21 protein-coding genes are annotated in these 23,398 nt (G+C 49.3%); 16 read left to right on the top strand and 5 right to left on the bottom strand.

Annotation, left to right across the window (positions count from 1 at the left end):
* Positions 1-17 precede the first annotated feature (17 nt).
* The 6 genes from GC56T3_RS02190 to GC56T3_RS02215 all read left to right on the top strand — a co-directional run bounded on the left by GC56T3_RS02190 (position 18) and on the right by GC56T3_RS02215 (position 4,909).
* On the top strand, positions 18-203 hold the full coding sequence (locus tag GC56T3_RS02190; protein ID WP_041468178.1) for a hypothetical protein: 186 nt from the start codon (positions 18-20) through the stop codon (positions 201-203).
* A complete protein-coding gene (locus tag GC56T3_RS02195; protein ID WP_013144198.1) occupies positions 184-1,389 on the top strand; it encodes a S1C family serine protease in 1,206 nt (401 codons plus the stop codon). The genes GC56T3_RS02190 and GC56T3_RS02195 overlap by 20 nt, the downstream gene beginning before the upstream one ends.
* Positions 1,390-1,809: 420 nt before the next feature.
* Positions 1,810-2,535, top strand: coding sequence for a YiiX/YebB-like N1pC/P60 family cysteine hydrolase (locus GC56T3_RS02200; RefSeq protein WP_013144199.1), 726 nt, complete (start codon positions 1,810-1,812; stop codon positions 2,533-2,535).
* A 263-nt stretch (positions 2,536-2,798) separates the two neighbouring features.
* Positions 2,799-4,187, top strand: coding sequence for a hypothetical protein (locus GC56T3_RS02205; RefSeq protein ID WP_013144200.1), 1,389 nt, complete (start codon positions 2,799-2,801; stop codon positions 4,185-4,187).
* 10 nt (positions 4,188-4,197) lie between these two features.
* Positions 4,198-4,566: a hypothetical protein gene (locus GC56T3_RS02210; protein WP_013144201.1), complete on the top strand. Its 369-nt coding sequence runs from the start codon at positions 4,198-4,200 to the stop codon at positions 4,564-4,566.
* The gene (locus GC56T3_RS02215) at positions 4,547-4,909 is read left to right on the top strand and encodes a DUF962 domain-containing protein (RefSeq protein ID WP_013144202.1); all 363 of its coding nucleotides are present in this window, start codon (positions 4,547-4,549) and stop codon (positions 4,907-4,909) included. The genes GC56T3_RS02210 and GC56T3_RS02215 overlap by 20 nt, the downstream gene beginning before the upstream one ends.
* Before the next feature lie 97 nt (positions 4,910-5,006).
* Here the strand turns inward: GC56T3_RS02215 and GC56T3_RS02220 are convergent, their stop codons facing one another.
* Positions 5,007-5,885, bottom strand: coding sequence for an Rpn family recombination-promoting nuclease/putative transposase (locus GC56T3_RS02220; RefSeq protein WP_013144203.1), 879 nt, complete (start codon positions 5,883-5,885; stop codon positions 5,007-5,009).
* 205 nt (positions 5,886-6,090) lie between these two features.
* Between GC56T3_RS02220 and GC56T3_RS02225 the strand changes: the two genes are divergently transcribed.
* From GC56T3_RS02225 to GC56T3_RS02260, 9 genes are all read left to right on the top strand, one after another.
* A complete protein-coding gene (locus GC56T3_RS02225; RefSeq protein ID WP_013144204.1) occupies positions 6,091-6,627 on the top strand; it encodes a hypothetical protein in 537 nt (178 codons plus the stop codon).
* Between the two features lie 21 nt (positions 6,628-6,648).
* Positions 6,649-8,169, top strand: a complete 1,521-nt coding sequence (locus GC56T3_RS02230; protein WP_013144205.1) for a flotillin family protein — start codon at positions 6,649-6,651, stop codon at positions 8,167-8,169.
* 142 nt (positions 8,170-8,311) lie between these two features.
* Positions 8,312-9,232 (top strand): diacylglycerol kinase, encoded by a 921-nt coding sequence (locus GC56T3_RS02235; RefSeq protein WP_041468669.1) that lies wholly within the window; start codon positions 8,312-8,314, stop codon positions 9,230-9,232.
* A 78-nt stretch (positions 9,233-9,310) separates the two neighbouring features.
* Positions 9,311-10,684, top strand: coding sequence for a 23S rRNA (uracil(1939)-C(5))-methyltransferase RlmD (rlmD, locus tag GC56T3_RS02240; protein WP_013144207.1), 1,374 nt, complete (start codon positions 9,311-9,313; stop codon positions 10,682-10,684).
* A gap of 343 nt (positions 10,685-11,027) precedes the next feature.
* Positions 11,028-12,482, top strand: coding sequence for a class I SAM-dependent DNA methyltransferase (locus GC56T3_RS02245; protein WP_013144208.1), 1,455 nt, complete (start codon positions 11,028-11,030; stop codon positions 12,480-12,482).
* Entirely contained in the window at positions 12,479-13,693 is a 1,215-nt protein-coding gene (locus GC56T3_RS02250; RefSeq protein ID WP_013144209.1) for a restriction endonuclease subunit S, read from the top strand. The genes GC56T3_RS02245 and GC56T3_RS02250 overlap by 4 nt, the downstream gene beginning before the upstream one ends.
* Positions 13,694-13,736: 43 nt before the next feature.
* Positions 13,737-17,078 (top strand): DEAD/DEAH box helicase family protein, encoded by a 3,342-nt coding sequence (locus GC56T3_RS02255; RefSeq protein WP_013144210.1) that lies wholly within the window; start codon positions 13,737-13,739, stop codon positions 17,076-17,078.
* Positions 17,079-17,199: 121 nt separating this feature from the next.
* Positions 17,200-17,364: a hypothetical protein gene (locus GC56T3_RS19535; RefSeq protein ID WP_013144211.1), complete on the top strand. Its 165-nt coding sequence runs from the start codon at positions 17,200-17,202 to the stop codon at positions 17,362-17,364.
* A gap of 385 nt (positions 17,365-17,749) precedes the next feature.
* On the top strand, positions 17,750-19,219 hold the full coding sequence (locus tag GC56T3_RS02260) for a sodium:alanine symporter family protein (protein WP_013144212.1): 1,470 nt from the start codon (positions 17,750-17,752) through the stop codon (positions 19,217-19,219).
* 182 nt (positions 19,220-19,401) lie between these two features.
* Here the strand turns inward: GC56T3_RS02260 and GC56T3_RS02265 are convergent, their stop codons facing one another.
* From GC56T3_RS02265 to GC56T3_RS02275, 3 genes are all read right to left on the bottom strand, one after another.
* On the bottom strand, positions 19,402-19,749 hold the full coding sequence (locus tag GC56T3_RS02265) for a hypothetical protein (RefSeq protein WP_013144213.1): 348 nt from the start codon (positions 19,747-19,749) through the stop codon (positions 19,402-19,404).
* A 99-nt stretch (positions 19,750-19,848) separates the two neighbouring features.
* Positions 19,849-20,220, bottom strand: coding sequence for a helix-turn-helix transcriptional regulator (locus GC56T3_RS02270; protein WP_049775713.1), 372 nt, complete (start codon positions 20,218-20,220; stop codon positions 19,849-19,851).
* A complete protein-coding gene (locus GC56T3_RS02275; protein ID WP_013144215.1) occupies positions 20,183-20,608 on the bottom strand; it encodes an SRPBCC domain-containing protein in 426 nt (141 codons plus the stop codon). Before GC56T3_RS02275 ends, GC56T3_RS02270 begins: the two co-directional genes overlap by 38 nt.
* A 284-nt stretch (positions 20,609-20,892) precedes the next feature.
* Between GC56T3_RS02275 and rlmD (GC56T3_RS02280) the strand changes: the two genes are divergently transcribed.
* Entirely contained in the window at positions 20,893-22,281 is a 1,389-nt protein-coding gene (gene rlmD / locus GC56T3_RS02280) for a 23S rRNA (uracil(1939)-C(5))-methyltransferase RlmD (protein ID WP_013144216.1), read from the top strand.
* A 172-nt stretch (positions 22,282-22,453) separates the two neighbouring features.
* Here the strand turns inward: rlmD (GC56T3_RS02280) and GC56T3_RS02285 are convergent, their stop codons facing one another.
* A complete protein-coding gene (locus GC56T3_RS02285) occupies positions 22,454-23,218 on the bottom strand; it encodes a sporulation protein (RefSeq protein WP_193568248.1) in 765 nt (254 codons plus the stop codon).
* Between the last annotated feature and the right edge of the window lie 180 nt (positions 23,219-23,398).

Below are 23,398 nucleotides of genomic sequence, written 5' to 3' on the forward strand. Positions count from 1 at the left end.
CAGGAAGGGATGAAACGATGCATCAGAACAACCGGAAGAAACAGCGACGCTGGTCTTCTCTTTATGCAAGGCCGATCGATGTCGGTGGCATCGTCGTATTTCGCCCGCCATTTCACTGCTTGGCGGCCATTCGCACAAAAATGCCGCATATGCGATTAGGGATCATGAAGGAGGAGATGACCCATGGACATGATGCCATTTGAACCAACCCCAACGCCAGAACCGAAACGCCGCGGCCGCTTCGTATCGTGGCTCGCCGCTTCCGTCGCGGGGGCGGTGATCGGGAGCGCGGCGACGTGGTATGTGGCGCCGAAATGGATGCATGAAGAAACGAATTCCCAAACGGAAACAGCGGAAACGACCGCAAAAAGCGAGGCGCTGCCATTGCAGCCGACGGCGAACGTCAAAACGAATATGATTGACGCCATTAACAAAGTGGCCGATGCGGTCGTCGGGGTCGTCAACATTCAGAAGCAAGTCGACTTTTTCTCTGATCAAGCACAAGATACCGAAGCGGGAACGGGTTCAGGCGTCATCTTTAAAAAAGAAGGCAATGTGGCCTACATTGTGACGAACAACCATGTCATTGAAGGGGCAAACAAAGTCGAAGTGGCGCTCGCGAACGGGAAAAAAGTGAACGCCGAGATCGTCGGCGCGGATGCCCTCACCGACCTCGCCGTCTTGAAAATCCCCGCTGAAGGGGTGACGAACGTGGCGAGTTTCGGCGACTCGTCGAAGGTGAAAATCGGCGAGCCTGTCGCGGCGATCGGCAACCCGCTCGGCCTTGATTTGTCGCGGACGGTCACCGAAGGGATCGTCAGCGGCAAACGGACGATGCCCGTCTCAACGTCAGCGGGAGATTGGGAAATCGACGTCATCCAAACGGACGCCGCCATCAACCCGGGCAACAGCGGCGGAGCGCTCATTAACAGCGCGGGGCAAGTGATCGGCATCAACAGCATGAAAATCGCCGAAACGGGCGTTGAAGGGCTCGGCTTTGCGATCCCAAGCGAAAATGTCAAACCGATTGTCGAACAGCTCATGAAAGACGGGAAAATCAAACGCCCGTACCTTGGCGTACAGCTCGTCGATGTGGCCGATTTGTCCGATGACGTCCGCACGGATGAACTGAAATTGCCGTCCAACGTGACATATGGTGCGGCCATCACGTCGGTCGAACCGTTCTCGCCGGCGGCCGATGCCGGGTTGAAGTCAAAAGACGTCATCGTCGCGATCAACGGACAGAAAATCGACAGCGTCAGCGCCTTGCGCAAATATTTGTACACGAAAACATTGGTGGGCGATCGCATCAAACTGACGATCTATCGTGATGGGTTTGAGACGACCGTATCGGTCACCTTAAAAGCGAGAGACAGCAGCCAATCGTAAGAAGACATCGCCTCTTTTCCAGCGAATCGGCGGGGAAGAGGCGATTTTTTTGTGAAGTGCTTGTGCAAGGTGAAGGATAGAAACACGGATCTGTATCGTCAACAATCCTCTTCTTGTAAGAGCCGGCAGAATACATGCGCCCGCCATGCGAGTTGGCCCGCGACCAAAACCATAACGCTGTTTGAAATGACGTTCCTGGAAGGGCTTTGTTGGCTGTTACCACAACTCAGCTGAACTGCAGGACGGGTGCTCCAACGTCTCTCTCTATCTAAGTGTAGATGGGTAAATATTAGATATTTTTTATTTTTGTGAATATATTACTATGTTTTAAATGGTAATGAAGACTCTTTTTTTTTTTTTTTAATTTCTAATAAAATTTTAATTGTTAAAATATAAAATTAAAGGAGGTATTTGTATTTTATGAACAAATCTTTCCTGCTTTCTTCGATTGTAGCTTTAGGCCTCATTGGCACCTCAGGAGTTCCGATGGTGTACGCTCAGGGGGATGCGCAAGTGAATAAGGCGAAGATTCAAATCGAACAAGAGATGGAAAAGAAACAAAGAGAAGAGCGGCAAGAAATCATAAATTTAATCAATGAACCTGTTGATCAAGAAGCCGTGAAGAAAGAAATAGAGTGGATGAAAAAGAATGCTCCTGACAAGTATAATCAAATTATTAGCGGGCAACAGACAAAAGGGGTATCAGCATTAGCATCAAGTGGTGCCTTAGGAACTAATGGGGACATCTTAATTACCTATGATAGCGGAAGCTCTGGATGGAATTATGGACATGCTGCCATCGTCCGATGGGACGGTGAATATATCATTGAGGCTTGGCCAGGGGATGGAGTGCGCTACTATGTTAACAACTGGAAAACACGCTGGAAAACATGGAAAGGACTTTGGGTGAAAGGAGCAATGGGAGAGGATTATACATCAGCACAGTCATACGCTAGAGCACAAATCGGTGAGCCGTATAGTTTAACAGCGACAAAAGGCCAATCATCAAAATGGTATTGCTCGTTGCTCGTGTGGAAAGCGTGGGAAAATCGAGGATTTGATTTGGATGACGATGGAGGCATCATCGTGACCCCGTCTGACTTGGATCAAGACCCTGAGACTATTACCTATGCCAGCAGCAACTAAAAGAGTTGATGGGATATATTTCCGTGAGCGTGTAGAAGGGCAGACCATCCACATAACGGTTATGCCCTTCTATTTTCACCTATCCATCCCCGCAACTTGAAAACACTATTCATTATGAAGGGAAACTTTGCGGGTGCAAGCCAAACGTGTGTTGAATTTGAGCAGCCGCTTCCTTACGGAGAAGGGAACATCGTTCTGACAAGAAGGAACTCTTTTGGCTTTTATCGAATATGACCATCATCACGGATGGAAGGGGATTCAACATGGGCCCAAGTGCACCGCTATGGATGTCGATCGTATACGACGTGATGTGTATCGCTACGTTGATTGTTGGTGTGGTTATGCTTGTGAAAGGGACGATTCGCCGTTGGTATTCGCTCGTTGCGGTGCTTGTCGTGCCGCTCTTTTTTCTGAACAATTTTAACACGATCGCCAGGGTTGGCGTCGATCCGTTCGCCTATTGGCAGCAATCCCTCATCGAAGGACAATGGTGGGCGTGGCTGTCGCTTGCGTTGTTTCTTTACATCGTCTGGTATTGGGGATGGCTTGTCCAGTGCATAGGAGATAAAAAGGAAGGGAAGGCCTGGTGGAAGCGGCAGAGATGGATATGGGTGGTGCTGGCGGCAGCCGCGCCTGTCATCGTGTATGGGGTGCAGAGCTTGGATGATTCCGTCGTCTCCTCGGTGCGGACGTATGAACCATCTAAGAGTCACTCGGCGAACGACCCATCAGCGCGCATTTTCTTTTTGTATTCCCACCCATTGGGGCGAGAGTCGTATATCGTGGAGACGGATGGACGTCGCGTGCGCAACGTGGTGACGCTGAAAGCGGTTGGAATATCTCACCTCTCGCCCGCTTCCTCAACAAAAGAACTATTGTTGTGGTCAGATTATACGGGACGGTATGTATATCAACTGAATCCAGACACATGGACGGTTGTCGATCAAGAAGCGGTCTCTGTTCCTCTTTCCTTTGCCTCATTGGAGGGAGAGTGGGAGATTCGTTCGCTGAACCAGGATGTAAAAACAAATAAACTGGAAGTAAGAAAAGAGGGAAAATTGCTATTTTCGAAACGGTTCCCTCCTTACGTTCTTCAAGTTTTGCGCGCAGAGCCGTATTTTTATGTGTTCGTTGATGTGGTCGAAAAGGAACAAGGCGTATTGTATGTGGTTGATCAACGGGGCGCCTTGGTGAAGGAAATTCCATTGCTCACGTCCTCCGCCCGATCGATGGCGAGGTTTCACGACCGCATTGTCATCGCCACGAAACCTCGTCTCACCATCGTGGATCCGCATTCATGGCGAGTGACATATTGGGACATGGGGCAAGAGGAAGCGCGATTCGATCAGCTCTACGTGAAGGGAGACACGCTGTGGGTAAGCTATGTCCAAAGAGGAAAGTCGGGGTGGCTTGCGCTGAACGATCAGTTTAAGGTGATGGAGAAGCATGAGCTGCCGTCGGTGTATTGGGAAGCGCGGTTCCACGACGACTATGTGTACGTATTGTTCGAGCCACAGGAAGGGAACAAGGCGGACCATGCCGGAGAAATGAACATCTTCCAGCTGCGCACGGCCCAACTTGCTGCCAAGTTTACTGTGCCGAAACAAAAGCATCACTTGCAGACATTTCAGGTGATGGATGAAATACAATAGGAGTAGGAGGATGACGATAGGACCGAGCATGCCATTATGGATGTCGATCGTATACTGGGCGATAGGCATCGACACGTTCATCGCTGGCATGGTGACGCTCATTGCAGGAACGATTCACCGCTTGTATACACTTGCCGTCGTGCTCGCGGTGCTGTTGTTTTTTCTAAACAATTTTCATACGATCGCGAGGGTCGGCGTCGATGAGTTTGACTATTGGCAGCAATCCCTCGTCGAAGGGCAATGGTGGGCGTGGCTGTCCCTTGCTCTGTTTCTGTGCATGATCGGGTATTGGGTGCTGCTTGCCCGGCGCATTCGCGAACGGCGGGCCGCATCAGCTGAAGCGAAAGGGGGAAAGGAAGATGGAATTCCGCGATTATGAAGAGTTTTGGCCGTTCTATTTGACCCAGCATCGCAAACCGGCGACGCGGAGATGGCATTTTGCCGCGACGAGTTTCGTGTTTTTGTTTGTGATCATCGCGATCGTGACGAAGAACGCGTGGTGGCTGCTTGGCGCGCCAATCGCCGCCTATGCACTCGCTTGGTTCAGCCACTTTTTCATTGAAGGAAACAAGCCCGCCACCTTCGGCCATCCGCTTTGGTCGCTTCGAGCTGATTTTCACATGTACGGGCTGATGCTTACGGGACGCTTGGGGCGTGAGCTTGAGCGGATTGGGCTTTCAGAGGATCGGGCTGTCAGCCAAAATGGATGGGAACAGCGATAAAGAGGCCTTTCTCCCTGGGGATTTCTCAAAGTTTTGGAGAGATCGGAGGACGACAATCCGGGATGGAATGCCAGGGAGGAAGGCTCTTGTCCCCGTATTATTTCTTCAATTGTTCAATCTTTTCAAGCGGCAGTCCGGTCAGTTCATGGATCGTGTCAGCATCAAATCCTTTTGCCAACATTCGTTTCGCAACATCCAACTTTGCTTTCTCCATTCCTTTCTCCATTCCTTTCTCTATTCCTTTTTCCATGCCTTTCTGTTCGTATGACACGATAAGTTCCATGACTTTGGCAGCCTCCTTTTCCTCCATGGTCTTCACCTCATCTCGCAGTCGGACTTCTTCTTCCTCCGATAACCGCAAATACGTTTCGAAAAAGCCGAACAACAGACGCTGTCTCGCCTCATCGAGCTCGAGGCGGGTGAGCATGCGCAAAAATTCCTTTTTCACTTCCACCTTCTCCTCTTCATTATACCCCATTTTGCTTAACAGGGCGGCAGCGACCGGGTTGTCATGGCGGATGTATGTGCGCCATGGGAGTTTGGACAATTCCACCGTCAAAAAACGGAAATCGAGAACGGTCAAAAACGGAAACGAAACGGTGAATGAAGATGGTTCATCGCGGATGGCATCATAGCTGAAGATGGCGATCGGAAGAATGCGGCGGCGGTGTTTTTGAAACAAGCGGCTGAAATAAATGAACATTCGCTCTGAAAACGAGGATTGGATGTAGCTTTGATGTTCGATGTGGACGACGATCAGTCCATCTTCTCCTCTCAGCTTCGTCTCGACCAATAAATCGACTCGATGTTTTTCACCCGCGGTGACATCGGTCAGCACTTCTTCTGATAAAAAGGAAAGGTAGTGAAAGTCAATCTGTTCGTGTACGTGAGGAAAGAAGAGGAGAACAAATTCTTCAAAAAAGGTGCTCAACAACTCTTTAAACAGCCGATCGTGGTCAATGCGCGTTTCTGACATGGTCTTCCTCCCGATATGTTTTTAGATTCGCATAGCTTGATTCGCCTTGCACTATGCAAAATCCTGCCGGTCTCCCTGCATTTTTTCTGCTGTTAGAAGAAGGAAATCAGGGAGGATTGTCGAATTTTGATGACATTGGAAAAATGATGAAACCAACGGCTGCCTTCGCCGTATGTATAAGCGAAGGGGAAAGGAGGGAGGGGAGTTGTTCAGCCATTCGCCTGAAGTTGTGTACGGATGGGTGCTTGTCGTCAGTGCGTTGTTGACGGTTTTGTATTTTTTCTTCAGCGATGTGCTTGACGGTTTGTTCGATGTGGCTGATCATCCGCTGTTCAGTCCGCAGCTAGTTTTATCGTTTTTCATTGTTGGCAGCGCGGTCGGATTGCTGGCGGAATGGTACACAGACTGGGCATCGAGCTTGGTTCTATGGCTTGCCATCGGCGCGGCGCTCGTTGTCGTGTTGCTGTTGCACTTTTTCGTTTTTTTGCCCCTTCGGTCGGCGGAAGCGTCGCTTGGGTATACGGACGCCGATTTGGAGGGGGCGCTTGCCAAAGTGATCGTCTCGGTGCCGCCTGACGGATTTGGTGAAATTCTCATCTCCCGCAAAAGCGGGGCGGTGGCCAAACCAGCGAAAAGTGCAAACAATGAAGCCATTCCGTCAGGGGAAGAGGTCATCATCGTGCAAATGGAAAACGGCGTCGCCGTGGTGGCGAGGCACGATCCGTATCAGCTTTCCATCTAACATAACGAAAGGGGAAATGTCATGACTGTTGCACCATGGTTGATTGTCATTGGCGTCGTCGTCTTGCTTCTTGTCGGACTTATTGCCATTTTTATCGCCCGCTACCGCACCGTCGGGCCGGACGAGGCGCTCATTGTGACGGGCAGCTACTTAGGAAGCAAAAACGTTCATGTCGATGAGTCGGGAAACAAAATCAAAATCGTCCGCGGCGGCGGCACGTTTGTTGTGCCGATTTTCCAACAGGCCGAGCCGCTGAGCCTATTGTCGATCAAGCTTGACGTGCAAACGCCGGAAGTGTATACGGAACAAGGTGTACCCGTGATGGCGGACGGGGTGGCGATCATTAAAGTCGGCAGCTCGATTGGCGAAATCGCGACCGCGGCCGAGCAGTTTTTAGGCAAAACGCGCCAAGACATGGAAAACGAAGCGAAAGAAGTGCTCGAAGGCCATCTCCGTTCCATTCTCGGGTCGATGACGGTTGAAGAAATTTACAAAAACCGCGACAAGTTTTCGCAAGAAGTGCAGCGCGTCGCTTCGCAAGATTTGGCGAAAATGGGGTTGGTCATCGTCTCGTTTACGATCAAAGACGTGCGTGACAAAAACGGCTACCTCGATGCGCTCGGGAAGCCGCGCATCGCCCAAGTGAAGCGCGATGCTGACATCGCCACGGCCGAGGCGGAAAAAGAGACGCGCATCAAGCGCGCCGAAGCGGACAAGGAAGCGCGCAAAGCCGAGCTCGAGCGGCTGACGGAAATCGCCGAAGCGGAGAAAATCAACCAACTGAAGCTCGCCGAGTTCCGCCGCGAACAAGACATCGCCAAAGCGCGCGCCGACCAGGCGTATCATTTGGAGGAAGCGAAGGCGAAACAAGAAGTGATGGCCCAACAAATGCAAATCAAAATCATCGAGCGTCAAAAACAAATCGAGCTCGAAGAAAAAGAAATTTTGCGCCGCGAGCGGCAATACGATTCGGAAGTGAAGAAAAAAGCCGACGCTGAGCGCTATGCGATCGAACAAAAAGCGGCGGCGGAAAAGGCGAAGCAAATCGCCGAAGCCGATGCGCAAAAATACCGCGTCGAAACGCTGGCGAAAGCGGAAGCGGAGCGCGTCCGACTCGACGGGTTGGCGAAGGCTGAAGCGGAGAAAGCGAAAGGGGAAGCAGAAGCCGAAATCATCCGCCTCAAAGGTCTCGCCGAAGCGGAAGCGAAACAAAAGATCGCCGAAGCGTTCGAGCGCTACGGCCAAGCAGCTGTGCTCGACATGATCATCAAAATGCTTCCGGAGTATGCGAAGCAAGTGGCAAGTCCGCTTTCGAACATCGAGAAGCTGACGATCGTCGATACGGGCTCGGGGTCAGGCGGCGGCGCCAACCGCGTCACAGGCTATGCGACGAACTTAATGGCGAGCTTGCAGGAGACGTTGAAAGCCTCAACGGGCATCGATGTGAAGCAGCTGCTTGAGAATCTCACGGCGAGCGGTGCATCATCGGCCGTCACGGCCAAGCCAACCGTTTCCGAAGAGGCGAATGGGAGTCAGTCATAAGCAGGTGTCAGGCGCCCTTGATCGAACGAAGGGCGCTTTTTTCCGCGGCCATGCTCACGACATTTTTCGGAGTTGCGCATCAAGCGTTGTTTCGCTATGATGGGAACGAGTGGAATGGAAAAAAGGAAGTAGGTTGAAGATGATGAAACGAGCTCGAATTATTTACAACCCGACATCGGGACGCGAACTGTTTAAGCGCCATTTGCCCGATGTGCTCGTTCGGTTGGAAAAGGCGGGCTATGAAACGTCGTGCCACGCCACCGAAGGCCCGGGAGATGCGACGAACGCGGCGCGCCAGGCCGTCCTGCGGGAATTTGATCTCGTCGTTGCCGCAGGGGGCGACGGAACGATCAATGAAGTTGTCAACGGCATCGCCGATCAGCCGCATCGGCCGACACTGGGCGTCATTCCCGTTGGGACGACGAACGATTTCGCCCGCGCCATCGGCGTGCCGCGCTCGATTGAAGGGGCGTGCGACGTGATCGCCACGGGCGAGCCCGTCCCCATTGACATCGGCTGTGTGACGAACGAAGACAAAACACGCTATTTCATCAACATCGCCGGCGGCGGCCGCCTGACGGAGCTCACCTACGAAGTGCCAAGCAAGCTGAAAACGATGCTTGGCCAGCTCGCCTATTACTTAAAAGGGATCGAGATGCTTCCGTCCATCAAGGCGACCGAAGCGCAAATCGAGTACGACGGCAAACTGTTTGAAGGCGAGATTATGATGTTTTTGGTTTCGCTCACGAACTCGGTCGGCGGTTTTGAAAAACTGGCGCCCGATTCGTCACTCAATGACGGTCTGTTCGATTTTATCATCGTCAAGAAAACGAACTTGGCCGAATTCATTCGCCTTGTCACGCTCGCCGCGCGCGGCGAGCATATCAACGACCCGCATATCATTTACACGAAAGCGAACCGGGTGAAGGTGCGTTCGCCGATGCAGCTGAACTTAGACGGCGAATTCGGCGGCATGCTTCCAGGGGAGTTCGTCAATTTGTACCGCCATTTGGAAGTCATCATGCCGAAAGACAAGGCGGAACAAGTGAGAACAGGAAGATGAGCCTGTTCTTTTCTTATGCCTCTTGCTCAAGAAGGGAACGCTAAACTGTACAAACCGATCGGCAGAAAGGAGACGGACATGACCAAGCAGCAAGCACCGGTCGCCAAAAATGAATATTATGATGTCGTATTCACGGATTTGACCCACGACGGTCTCGGAGTGGCGAAAGTCGACGGCTTTCCCTTGTTCGTGAAAAACGCGCTTCCCGGGGAGCGGGCGAACGTGAAAGTCGTCAAAGTGAAAAAAGGCTACGGGTACGGCCGGCTTATCGAGCTGTACGAACCGAGCCCGGACCGCGTCGAGCCCCCGTGCCCCGTCTATCGCCAATGCGGCGGCTGCCAGCTGCAGCACGTAAGCTACGAGGGCCAGCTGAAAGCGAAGGAAAAGCAGGTAAAAGAAGTGCTCGCCCGCATCGGCAAGCTTGACGGCGTCACCGTCCATCCCGTCATCGGGATGAAGAACCCATGGCGCTACCGAAACAAGGCGCAAGTGCCGATCGGCGAGCGCGAAGGGGGCTTGGTCGCGGGCTTTTACAAAGAACGGAGCCATGAGATTATCGATATGGATGCCTGTCTCATCCAACAAGAGAAAAACGATGTCGTCGTTCAGACGGTGAAGCGCATCGCCGAGCGCTATGGTATTCCCCCATACGACGAAACCACGCACAAGGGCGTTCTTCGCCATATTGTCGCCCGCTACGGCGCGGCGACAGGCGAGGTGATGGTCGTTCTCGTCACCCGCACCGAGCATTTGCCGCATGAACAAGAAATCGTCCGCGCCATCGTCCGTGAAATCCCGGACGTGACATCGATCGTGCAAAACGTCAACCCCGAGCGGACGAACGTCATTTTCGGCGCCAAAACGCGGGTGTTATGGGGAAGCGAGTTCATCACCGACCGCATCGGCGGCATTCAATTCGCCATCTCGGCCCGCTCGTTTTACCAAGTCAACCCCGAACAGACGAAAGTGCTGTATGACAAAGCGCTCGAATACGCGGAGCTGACCGGGCGGGAGACGGTGATCGACGCCTACTGCGGCATCGGCACGATCTCGCTCTTTTTGGCGCGTAAAGCGAAACACGTCTACGGCGTCGAAATCGTCCCCGAAGCGATCGAAGACGCCAAGCGCAACGCCAAACCCAACGGCATCCAAAACGTCACCTTCGAAGTCGGCGCCGCCGAAGACGTCATCCCGCGCTGGTACGAAGAAGGCATCCGCGCTGACTGCTTGGTCGTTGACCCGCCGCGCAAAGGCTGTGACGCCTCGCTGCTTGAGACGATCATCGCCATGAAACCGCCCCGCGTCGTCTACGTCTCGTGCAACCCGGCGACGCTCGCCCGCGACTTGCGCATCCTAGAAGACGGCGGCTACGAAACGATCGAAGTCCAGCCAGTGGACATGTTTCCGCACACGGCGCATGTGGAGTGTGTGGCGAAAATTCGGTTGAGATAAGACAACGGGCCGGTGGATCCGGCCTTGTTGTTTGCAGTCGAATTGGGCAAACGGCCATGACGACACGAATGACATGATAAAGATTTCATCCGCCTGCAAAACTGGGGGCTGGATGAGATTCATCCTACTTGAGAATCCACAACACTTGCAAGTGTTCCTCGAACGGTTATGGTGAACGACTCCCGCTTCATAACAAAGCACAGTGGGAGTTTCTTTGTTCCACAAAGAAAGCCATTCTCCGTCTTTCTGAGCGTCAACCGGTATAAAACGTATTTTTCTTCCCCTTTTGTACCGAAAACCGTATATAATGGAGATTGGAAATCACAAGGAGGTACATAGATACATGCTCACAGGCGAATTGCGCCATAAAGTCGATAAAATATGGGAAACGTTTTGGACAGGCGGCATTACGAACCCGCTGACGGTCATTGAACAGTTTACCTACTTATTGTTCATCAAAGGCTTGGATGAAGTCGAAACACAGCGCGAGCAGGAGGATGCGCTGCTCGGCATTGAATCGGAACGCATCTTTCCTCCCGATAAGCAACACTTGCGCTGGAGCAAATTCAAACATTTTGAAGCCGCCCATATGTACGATGTCGTGTCCAATGAAGTGTTTCCGTTCATCAAAAACTTGCACGGCAATCGGGAATCGGCCTATGCAAAATATATGGGCGACGCCATTTTCATGATCCCGACGCCGCAAATGCTCGTCAAAATCGTCGACGGCATTGACCGCATTCCGATGAAAGACCGCGATACGAAAGGCGATTTGTACGAGTATTTGTTATCGAAAATCGCCACCGCAGGCACGAACGGCCAATTCCGCACCCCGCGTCATATCATTCACATGATGGTCGAACTGATGAAACCGACGCCGGAAGACATCATCGTCGACCCGGCGGCGGGGTCGGCGGGGTTTTTGGTGGCGGCGGGCGAATATTTGCGCAAACATCGCAGTGACTTATTTTTAGTGCAAAGTTTAAAAGAGCATTTTAATAACCATATGTTCTACGGTTTTGATATGGACCGCACGATGTTGCGCATCGGTGCGATGAACATGATGCTCCATGGCATTGAAAATCCGAATATCGAATATCGCGACTCCTTATCGGAACAAAACAAAGATAAGGACAAATACACCCTTGTCCTTGCCAATCCGCCTTTTAAAGGTTCATTAGATTATGATGCAGTTTCAAATGATTTGTTAAAAGTTGTAAAGACAAAGAAAACCGAACTTTTATTTTTGGCATTATTCTTACGCATTTTAAAAACAGGCGGACGTTGCGCGTGCATCGTGCCGGACGGGGTATTGTTCGGCAGCTCGAAAGCGCATAAAGACATCCGTAAAGAAATCGTTGAAAATCATAAGTTGGAAGCGATTATTTCTATGCCAAGCGGCGTGTTTAAACCATACGCGGGCGTATCGACAGCGATTATGATTTTCACGAAAACGGGCGTCGGCGGAACAGATCACGTCTGGTTTTACGACATGAAAGCCGATGGCTACTCGTTGGACGACAAGCGCACCCCGATTGAAGAAAACGATATTCCGGACATCATTGAACGATTCCATAACCGTGAAGCGGAAAAAGAACGGAAGCGCACGGAGCAGTCGTTCTTTGTTCCGGTGGAAGAAATTCGTGAAAACGACTATGACCTTTCGATTAACAAGTATAAAGAGATTGAGTATGAAGAAGTGGAGTATGAAGCGCCTATGGAAATAATTAAAAGAATTAAGGTACTGGAAGAAGAAATTAGAGAGGGTATTGTTGAGCTGGAAGGAATGATCAAATGATAAGGACTAAATATAAAGTATTAAAGTTAGAAGATATTGCTGTTAATAGCAAAAATGCAATTGTTGATGGTCCCTTCGGATCGGCATTAAAAGTAAAAGATTACGTTGATGATGGGATACCCGTTTTACAGGGGAAAAATATTAGTAACTTTCAATTTAATTTTTCAGATATAAGATATATAACTCCTCAAAAAGCGCAGGAATTAATTAGAAGTAAAGTTGAAGTAGGAGATATATTATTTGTAAAAATAGGTTCAATTGGTTATTCAGCAGAAGTAACTGATTTAAACGGGTACCCTTTTGCTATTATCCCAGCTAACTTAGCAAAAGTTTCTATTGATTATAGTAAAGTTGATAAAAACTATTTACTCTTTTGGTTAAGATCTGATACAGTTGTCAATTATTTGAAGAAAAATGCATCTAAGACTGCTCAGCCGGCTTTAAGTCTAGGGAAAATTAAACAAATACCGGTTGTTATGCCTTCTCTTGAGACACAAAAAAAGATTAGTGCTGTTTTGTTGAAAGCCCAAGAACTTATCGACAAACGAAAAGCTCAAATTGAAGCGTTAGATCAATTAACGCAAAGTGTGTTTTTGGAGATGTTTGGGGATCCTGTTACCAATAAAACATGGGAGAGACGACCACTTAAAGATATTGCAGATGTAAGGGATGGAACACACGATTCGCCTAAGTATGTTCCAAACGGTTATCCTTTAGTAACTTCTAAAAATATTAAAAACGGGAAAATAGATTTAAGTAATGTAAACTACATCTCGGAAGAAGACTTTATAAATATTAATAAGAGGTCTAAGGTTGATGTGGGAGATATTATTATGCCGATGATTGGTACAATCGGAAATCCAATTATTGTTGATGAACAGCCAAATTTTGCGATAAAGAATGTAGCATTAATAAAATTTAATAATCCTCTTGTGGTCAATATATACCTAAAATATTTACTGGATTCACATTATCTTGATTATATTCTCAATAAAAATAAACGTGGAGGAACACAAAAGTTCTTGTCTTTAACGGATATAAGAAATATGGAAATTCCGTTGCCGCCAAGAGATTTGCAAGACAAATTTTCTGAAATAGTAAAAAAAATTGATTCCCAGAAGTCAATTCTTCACAAAAGCTTGAGAGAGCTAGAAAAAAATTTCAACTCCCTCATGCAAAGGGCGTTTAAGGGAGAATTATTTAACGATTAGTAAGTGTAAAAGGAATTCGTGCTGGTCAAGGGAGGGGTGTTTGTTGTTATCCAACTTTCATTTTTTAATAGGCAAACCTCATTATGAGAGTTTTACGAATGCGTGTTTAGAGGCGGAGAAAAGTTTGGTTGTGAGTCCGGCGACGTGCGCGATTTTGACGCGCCGTGCGCTGGAGCTTGCCGTTAAGTGGGTGTACAGCTTTGACAGCGCATTGAAAGTTCCTTATCAGGACAATCTTTCAAGCTTGATTCATGACAACGTCTTTTTGTCCATTATTGATGAAGACTTGTTGCCGTTGTTGCGTTACATTGTGAAACTAGGAAATGTCGCGGTTCATACGAACTCGATGATTACGAGGGAAGAAGCGATTCTTTCCCTGCATAATCTTCATCAGTTTGTGTCTTGGATTGATTATTGTTATTCAGATGAATATACGGCTACTGACTTTGACGAATCGTTACTGCCAATCGGCGAGGAAAAGCGCGAGCGTCCGGAAGAATTGAAAGATTTATACGAACGGCTAAGTTCCAAAGACAAGCGTCTTGAGGAAATGATGAAAGAAAACGAACAGCTTCGCGCTCTTCTCACCGCTAAACGGGAAGCGAATACAAAAGAGTACCACTTCCAAGTGGATGAACTAAGCGAATGGGAAACAAGAAAGAAATACATTGATTTAGATTTAAAGCTAGCGGGTTGGGAATTTAAAAAGGACGTTATTGTGGAATACCCTGTCGTTGGCATGCCAAATCAAGAAGGAGTCGGCTATGTCGATTACGTCCTTTTTGGCGACAACGGGAAGCCGCTTGCGGTTATCGAAGCGAAACGGACAACCGCTGACCCGAACAAAGGAAAGCAACAGGCGAAATTGTACGCCGACTGCATTGAGAAAATGCACGGCCAACGTCCGATTATTTTTTACACAAACGGTTTTGAAACGTATATTTGGGACGACCTTAACTATCCGGCGCGGAGAGTTTCCGGTTTTTACAATAAGGAAGAATTAAGCTTGCTTATTGATCGACGGACGATGAAGCGGCCGTTGCGAAATGTGCAAATCAATGACAACATTACGAATCGCTATTATCAAAAAGAAGCGGTTTTAGCCGTATGTGACGCGCTTGAGAACAAACGGCGCAAAGCGTTGCTTGTCATGGCGACGGGGAGCGGCAAAACCCGGACGGCGATTTCGATTGTCGATGTTCTTACCCGTCATAATTGGGTAAAAAATATTTTGTTTTTAGCGGATCGCAAAACGCTGGTAACGCAAGCGAAAAATAGCTTTAGCCATTTGTTGCCGAACTTGACGCTTTGCAATTTGCTCGATAACAAAGACAATCCAGAGGAAAGCCGCATGGTGTTTTCGACGTACCCGACGATGATGAACGCGATTGATGAAGCGAAACGAAAAGACGGCAAACGCCTCTTTACCGTCGGGCATTTTGATTTAATTATCGTCGATGAATCCCACCGCAGTATTTATAAGAAATATCGGGCTATTTTTGACTATTTTGACGCGATATTGCTTGGGCTTACCGCCACGCCAAAAGATGAAATTGACCGCAATACGTATGAAGTGTTTGATTTGGAAAACGGCGTGCCGACCTATGCCTATGAGTTAGATCAAGCCGTTCAGGACGGCTATTTAGTCGATTATCGGACGATTGAAACAAAATTAAAGTTTCTCGAAGAAGGCATTCATTACGATGAGTTATCGGATGAAGAAAAAGAACGATATGAAGAAACATTTGATGAGGAAGTGGGCGAGGACATTGACAGTGCCGCGTTAAACGAATGGCTGTTTAATGACGATACGATTGATACGGTGCTGAGAGATTTAATGGAAAAAGGGATTCGCGTCGAAGGCGGAGACAAACTCGGCAAAACGATTATTTTTGCGAAAAACCATCGCCATGCGGAACGAATCGTGGAGCGCTTTGATCAATTGTTCCCTGAATACAAGGGCGGCTTTGCACGGGTTATTGATTACAGCGTGAACTACTACCAAACCTTAATCGATGATTTTTCCGACCGTAACAAATGGCCGCAAATTGCGGTATCGGTCGATATGCTCGATACAGGAGTGGATATTCCGGAAGTCGTCAACCTTGTGTTCTTCAAGAAAGTACGCTCCAAATCAAAGTTTTGGCAAATGATCGGGCGCGGAACCCGTTTATGCAAAGACTTATTCGGAGTCGGGCAAGATAAAACGCATTTCCTTATTTTTGACTATTGCGGCAACTTCGAGTTTTTCCGCGAAAATCCAAAGGGAATCGAAGGAAAAACGGTGGAAAGCTTAACGGAGCGTCTATTTAATGCCAAAATCGAAATTATTAAAGAACTGCAACATTTACAATACCAAGAAGAAGAGTATATTGCCCATCGCAATGAATTGATTGACGAAGTGCTAGCGGAAATCAATAAGTTAAACGAAGAAAACTTCCGCGTACGCCAACATATTCAATACGTACACAAGTTTAAAAGCCGGGCTAAATGGGATTCCTTAACAGCGATAGATGTCAATGAAATCAAAGAACATATTTCGCCGCTGATTGTTCCGTTGAATGATGATGAATTTGCGAAACGTTTTGATTTGCTCATGTACACGATTGAGTTGGCAAAACTGCAAACGAAAAATGCGACGAAGCCAATTCGGAGTGTGATTCGTACTGCAGAGGCGTTGTCGAAACTCGGTTCCATTCCTCAAGTGATGGAACAAAAATACATCATCGAAAAGGTGCAGACGGAAGAGTTTTGGAGCGAAGCCGATATTTTCGAATTGGAAGCCGTTCGTGAAGCGTTGCGTGACTTAGTCAAATTCCTTGAAAAAGAAACGCAAAAAATTTACTATACGAACTTTAAAGACCAAGTTTTAGAAGTCAAAGAAAACGGCCCGATGTTTAATGTCAATGATCTGAAAAATTATCGAAAAAAGGTGGAACATTATCTGCACGAACACCGCGACCAGATGGCCATTTACAAGCTGCGAAATAATAAAAAGCTAACCGTCCAAGACGTAAAAACGTTGGAACATATTCTTTGGAATGAGCTTGGCACACAGGAAGATTATAAAAGAGAATTCGGAGACACACCGATTACAAAGCTCGTCCGCCAAATCGTCGGCCTTGACCCGCAGGCCGCCAACGAAGCGTTTTCCGAATTTTTATCAAGCGAACGGTTGAACATCCAACAAAGCCGTTTTGTCAAATTGATCGTCGATTACTTTGTGAAAAACGGGGTTATGGACAAGCGGGTGCTGCAGGAAGAACCATTTAAAACCGTCGGCAGCATTGTTGAACTCTTTCAAGACAACATGGATGACGCGCGGAAGATTATTCGCATTATCGATGAGATTAACCGAAATTCGGAAGAAATTGCGGGGGCGTGAGCGATGGGCGGCATCAACCGGGAAGAGGTTCTCGCGGGAATGGATCAATCGCTGGTTGTGATGGCACGGATGGAGATGCGCTGTCTTTCCTAGGGGCAGTGCACGATAAGGAGCGCTGAACGTGAGCATTTCGTCTCTCATTTTGCTTTTGTTGATCATGTCGATCGTTTTGTTCGTGTATGGTGTTGTCCAAAAGAGCAAAGCCGCCAAACGGATCGCCTTTGGTCTCTTCGTAGCATCGGTCGGATTAGCGGGTTTTGTCGTGTTTCTCATCGGCTATATGTAACCGAAAGCCCAAAGCCGAACGCGCTGTTCTGTGTGCTCGGCTTTGCGCTTGCGGCGTTTCAGATGGAGATCGTCCGAAAGAGCGGGGGCTCGCGCGCTCAAGGCCTCAAGGACTTGGGATCCTGCGGCGTGGGGAGGCGGCCGTTCGGGGCGGATTCACCCGCCTTGCCTCATCCTATCATTTTTTTGGTTTGAAAGTTATTTTGAAAAAATAGCGGAACAAACCATTTATTTTTTTATACAAGGACAAGTGGGGTGATATAAAGAAAATACAGAAAAAAATGATATATAAAAAAATTATTGAAGCCGAAATGTGTAATATTTATAATATTATTTGGTTATGTGTTATACAACAAAAGTAATTAGCTGGCATAGGAGGGATTGGGTTGATTGAAAAGCTCGTGGAAACGGTGAACGGGTGGCTGTGGAGCCCTTTTTTGATTGCTTTCATTGTCGGTTGCGGTTTGTATTTTAGCATTCGCACCCGTTTCCTGCAAATTCGCCATGTGAAGGAAATGATTCGGCTTCTGACGACCGGGAAAGGCTCTGACGCGGGGGTCTCGTCCTTCCAGGCGTTGACGATGTCTTTATCCGGCCGCATTGGGGTCGGGAACGTCGCCGGGACGGCGACGGGGATTGCGTACGGGGGGCCGGGCGCGGTCTTTTGGATGTGGGTGATCACCTTTATCGGAGCGGCGACGGCGTATGTCGAGTCGACGCTGGCGCAAATCTACAAAGAAGAGCAAGACGGGCAATACCGCGGCGGTCCGGCTTTTTATATTGAAAAGGGCCTTGGCTGGAAATGGTTTGCGGTTGTGATTGCCGGGGCGATCCTTCTCTCCATGGCGGTGTTGATGCCGGGGATTCAGGCGAATTCAATCGCGGATGGGTTTTCGAATGCGTTTGGCATTCCGAAATTGGTGACGGGGATTTTCGTGATCGCTGTTCTTGGCTTTACGATTTTTGGAGGAGTGAAGCGGATCGCGAAAACGGCGGAAATTGTCGTTCCGTTTATGGCGGTTGGCTATTTGTTGGTCGCGATTGCGATTATTGCGGTGAATATTGAGAAAGTCCCGGATGTGTTTGGCCTGATTTTCAAAAGCGCGTTTGGCGCTGATCAAGTGTTTGGTGGAATTCTTGGGTCGGCCGTGATGTGGGGGGTCAAACGCGGCCTTTATGCGAATGAAGCGGGGCAAGGGACGGGCGCCCACCCGGCAGCGGCGGCGGAAGTGTCCCACCCGGCCAAGCAGGGGCTTGTGCAGGCGTTTTCGATTTATTTGGACGTGTTCTTGGTCGTGACGGCGACGGCACTGATGATTTTGTTTACGGGTCAATACAATGTGATCAATGAAAAAACAGGCGAGCCGATTGTGGTTCATTTGAAAGGAGTGGAGCCGGGCGCAGGGTATACGCAGGCGGCGGTGGACACCCTCTTCCCGGGATTCGGGTCGGCCTTTATCGCGATCGCTCTGTTCTTCTTCGCGTTTACGACGATGTACGCGTATTACTATATTGCCGAGACGAACCTCGCCTATTTGGTGCGCAGTGAAAAGAGGGGAACGGCCTTCTTTGCCTTGAAGCTCGTCTTTTTGGCGGCCACGTTCTATGGAACGGTCAAAACAGCGACGACGGCATGGGCGATGGGCGACATCGGGCTTGGAATCATGGTTTGGCTCAACTTGATTGCGATCTTGTTGTTGTTTAAACCAGCCTATATGGCCTTAAAAGATTACGAAGAACAGTTGAAGCAAGGCAAAGATCCGGAGTTCAATGCGTCGAAATACGGGATCAAGAATGCGGAATTCTGGGAAAATGGATATAAGAGATGGGAAGAAAAGAAAGAGAAGGCATTGTAACAGGTTGATTGGTTGGAGTCGACGGTGTCCCGAACGCAGCGGGACACCCTTTTTTTCATCATCATCTATATGGATAAGGAACACTTTCGTTAGACGTTTTCTAGGATGGTCAGTGATGGGCCGGTTTCAAACTTGTACATGCCGTTGCGAATCGCAACGTTCCTTTTCCCATTTCGGAGGCGCTACATCCTTTTTTTTACCTGAAAGCGCCCTTTTTTGCATAGGATTGTGGCGTTGGCGCGCTCGTAAAGCCAATAAATGGGATAGAGTGTAACAAGAAACACGATGATTGTCGGCACGTGATCGATGATTGGCCAATAAGCTGCAGCATATGTCTTGATTTGGACCGTCACGAAAATAAACAACGGGACGATGCATGCGGCGGCCAGCAGCAAAAACGGGGTGACCCGCGTTTCTTTCAGCTTTACATCGCAATATGGACATTTCATCGTCCAAGGAGAGGAAAAGCGCATGACGTCTTTGACTGTAATCGGATTTGTGCATTGCGGGCAAGAGATGAAAGGATCCATTCTTTTCTTCTCTTCTCCTTCCTTATAGAGCGATAGGGGGCGTATAGATTGTCGCTTGATCCGTCTTTGCGCCCCCGTGAATCCATGCGATTTTTGTCATCATGATGACTCCTCATCCGCTTCCACCAAATGCTTGAGAGCCGCAAGCCGTTCATCCCAATACGGTTCAAAGAAGGAAAGCCACGTTTTCAGTTCGGCGAGAGGTTCGGGCTCTAGCCTGTACCTTGTTTCGCGTCCAGTTTTCCGACAGCTGACCAAACCTGCTTCCGAAAGCACACGAAGATGTTTATTGACAGCTGTGCGGCTGATCGGGAAGGATTTGGAAATCGCGGCAATCGACAATTCGTTGTCGGCCAGCAGCTGCAACATCTGGCGGCGAGTTGGATCGGCGATGGCGTGAAACACATCGTGTTTTGGCACGGAAACGGTCCGTTTATCCTTCGAGATATGCTGGAAGTTTTTGGTTGACAATGTTCTCCCACCCGTCATCCATAATCTTGCGAACGACTGTGTGAGGTTGCCCAAATTCGGTTGTTTTGTCCGCATCCCATCCGGAATGGATCAGGGTGAATTCTGTTTTTCCGTCTTCTAATGCTTTTAATTCAAACGTAAGGTGCCAATCCTTTCCCCAGTCAAACCCTAAGCGGTTAGGTGGATCGAGCTCCGTCACTTTGCATGGCGAATCGCCGAATGGCCCTGCGTGCAAAACAAACTGGTGACCTAAAATCGGCTCAAACGTATTCGGCATCCACCACGCCGCAATACCTTCGGATGTCGCCACCGCTTTCCATACTTTTTCAATCGGGGCATTCAATACGATTGTTTTGCGGATTTCCGGCAACGTTTGCTTTGTTTCCACAAGAACTCCTCCATTCATTGGATATGACACCAATAGGTTTCAAAATAAATATATCACCTTTTGGTGTTAAAATCAAATGGAAGGGCCGCAAGCGATGGCGATTGTTTGTACCCTTTCCATTGATTAAGAGAATACGGACGTACATTGCCAGCTTAGGCTTTTCTTTATTATACAGTTTGGGGAACACTGTTCCATTGCGCGAAGTTTCTTTGGATTCGTCCGCTGATCGTGTACAATACATAAAGAGTGACAACACATCGCTCATCTCGGAAGGAGGAAAGCCATTGACAGACAGCGCAAAACAATCGTTCATTACGGACATTCATCAGTTGGATAAAAAAGGAGCGGGACAAGCGGTCGTTTGGCAGGAAGAAGAAGGGAGGAGAAAAAAGCTCAAACTCACCGTTCCGTCCACGCTTCCTGGCGAAAAGGTGCGGGTTTTGATCGATCGGCCGAAACGCCGGAGGGCCCATGCCCGAGTGGAAGAAGTGATCGAGCGGCATCCAGAGCGGCTCGATCCGCCGTGTCCGCACTTTGACCGCTGCGGCGGCTGCGTGTGGCAGCACTGGCACTATGAAGGGCAACTGCGGCATAAAACCGAACAGGTGAAGGCGCTTCTTGCCCAGCGCGGATTTGATCCGGACGTTGTGCGCGAGACGATCGGGATGGAGCGTCCATGGCATTACCGCAATAAAATGGAGTTTACGTTTTCTCCTGAAGGTTTGCTTGGGCTGCACGAGCAAGGGAATTTCCGACAAGTGATTTCGTTGGAGACATGTCTCATTGCCGGCGAGAAGATCGTCAAAGCTGCCATGGAGGTAGCGCGTTGGGCGCGCGATCATCAGCTGCCTGGTTATCACAAAGATACCCACGAAGGGCTGCTTCGCCACGTCATGGTGCGCGAGTCGTTTGCGACTGGGGAAGTCATGGTGGCGCTTTTTGCGACGGAGGCGCCGGAAGGGGAGTTGAAAGAAGCGGCGGCTGATTTGACGGAACGGATCACGAAGGCGCTCCCAGAAGTGAAAAGTTTGCTTTGGCTCGAGAATCGGGCGTGGGCGGACCGCACCCAGGCGGAACAAACCCATGTGTTGGCCGGACGTGATTTCATTTACGATGAATTGTGCGGCTTCCGCTACCGCCTTTGGTTTGATACGTTTTTTCAAACGAACCCGGTGCAGGCGGCCAAATTGGTCGAGCTGGCGTTGGAGATGGGCGAGCCGCAGCCCCATGAAAACATGATCGACCTCTTTTGCGGAGTCGGGACGTTTTCCCTGCCGTTTGCGAAACGGGTCAAAGCGTTAGCTGGCATTGAAATTGTTGAAACGTCGATTGAGTCGGCGAAGCGAAATGCGAAGGACAACGGCATTGACAATACGTACTTTTTGGCTCGGGATGCGAGACGCGGGATTGATGAAGTGTTGGAACAGTTCGGGCGGCCGGAGCTGCTGCTTTTGGATCCTCCACGTTCGGGGGCGGGCGGGAAGGTGATGCGCAAAATCGGCCGGGCGCGGCCGGAGCGGGTCGTGTATGTCTCATGCAATCCGGAGACGTTTGCGTCAGACATTACGGAGCTAGTCCCGTTCGGCTATACATTGGAGACCGTCCAGCCGGTGGACATGTTTCCGCATACGGCCCATGTCGAGTGCTGTGCGTTGCTTGTTCGGGGATCATGATGGAAGGAATCCCGTTTCTCGGATAGGGAGAAACGGGATTTATTGTTTTTGCCATCCTTTTTTGAAACAAATAGAAATCATTTACAGGGATAGATGTGCAACCTATGCCCCACCTACAAACTTCAGAAGCGGAAGGAAAAAGATGGCGGACGGCCCTTTCCGTTTTTTCCGTCTAACTGTACTTCTGGATCGCATCTGCCAGTAATTGCGGCAATGCCGGGATGTCGCCTGTGCCGTAGGTGAACCGGACAAACGTCTCGTCCATATCGAGCGCCTCTGCGAACAACCCAGAAAGTCCACGTGCCTTGCGGTCGATTTCCAGCAAGACTTCCACGCTGTTTTCAGACAAAAAGAAGATCGCTTCCAATTCATCAAGACAGCCTTTGAACGGTCCACTCGCCGGCTTGAATTCAAACTCTTGGACAAACGGCAACCGCCGCTGCCCATAGCGCCGCGCTTGTTCGCATTGGACGTGGTGGAGGCGGAATCCTAATTGGCGGGCTGCCTCGAGAAACGCGGCGACGAGCGGGTGCGGTTCGATGGTGAGATGGTCGCGGTCTTGCGGGTCGAGCGCCATTTTAATGTCAAGGCCGGTTTGCAGCCATACCCGCGAAGAGCCGAGCGTGACGGGCACGTTGTACGGCAAGGCGAATTGAAACGGGATCGTTTTCGTTTCGTTCGGCCCAATCGTCAGCGAGCCGCTTACTTTGTACCGCGCCAGCACCGCTTTTTCCTCGTGTTTCTTATCATCGATTTCGCGAAGGTAAGTCGTCACTAACGCTAAGTAAATTTCGTCGATATGCTGCTCGATGCTGCCGCCGCGAATGTCGACAACCCCTTCGACTGTTTCGCCTTGGACATATTGCGCTTTCGCTAATTTCGTATCAACAGTGGCTGCTCCGATGCCGATAGAACTTAACAGTTTTTTGAACAACAAGTTCTCCTCCTTGTCATCGATTTCAGTTGAGAATACGGAGCGCCTGGTGAAAAGGTTCCGTCCTTCTTAATTAAAAAGGCGGGAACGATGAAATTCTTCATCTGTTTCACGATCACGACCTTCAATGTCCTTCTTAAATTAAAAAGGCGGGAACGATGCCGTCCCGACCTTTGCCTGTCA

The sequence above is a fragment of the Geobacillus sp. C56-T3 genome (assembly GCF_000092445.1).
Lineage (GTDB): Bacteria > Bacillota > Bacilli > Bacillales > Anoxybacillaceae > Geobacillus > Geobacillus thermoleovorans.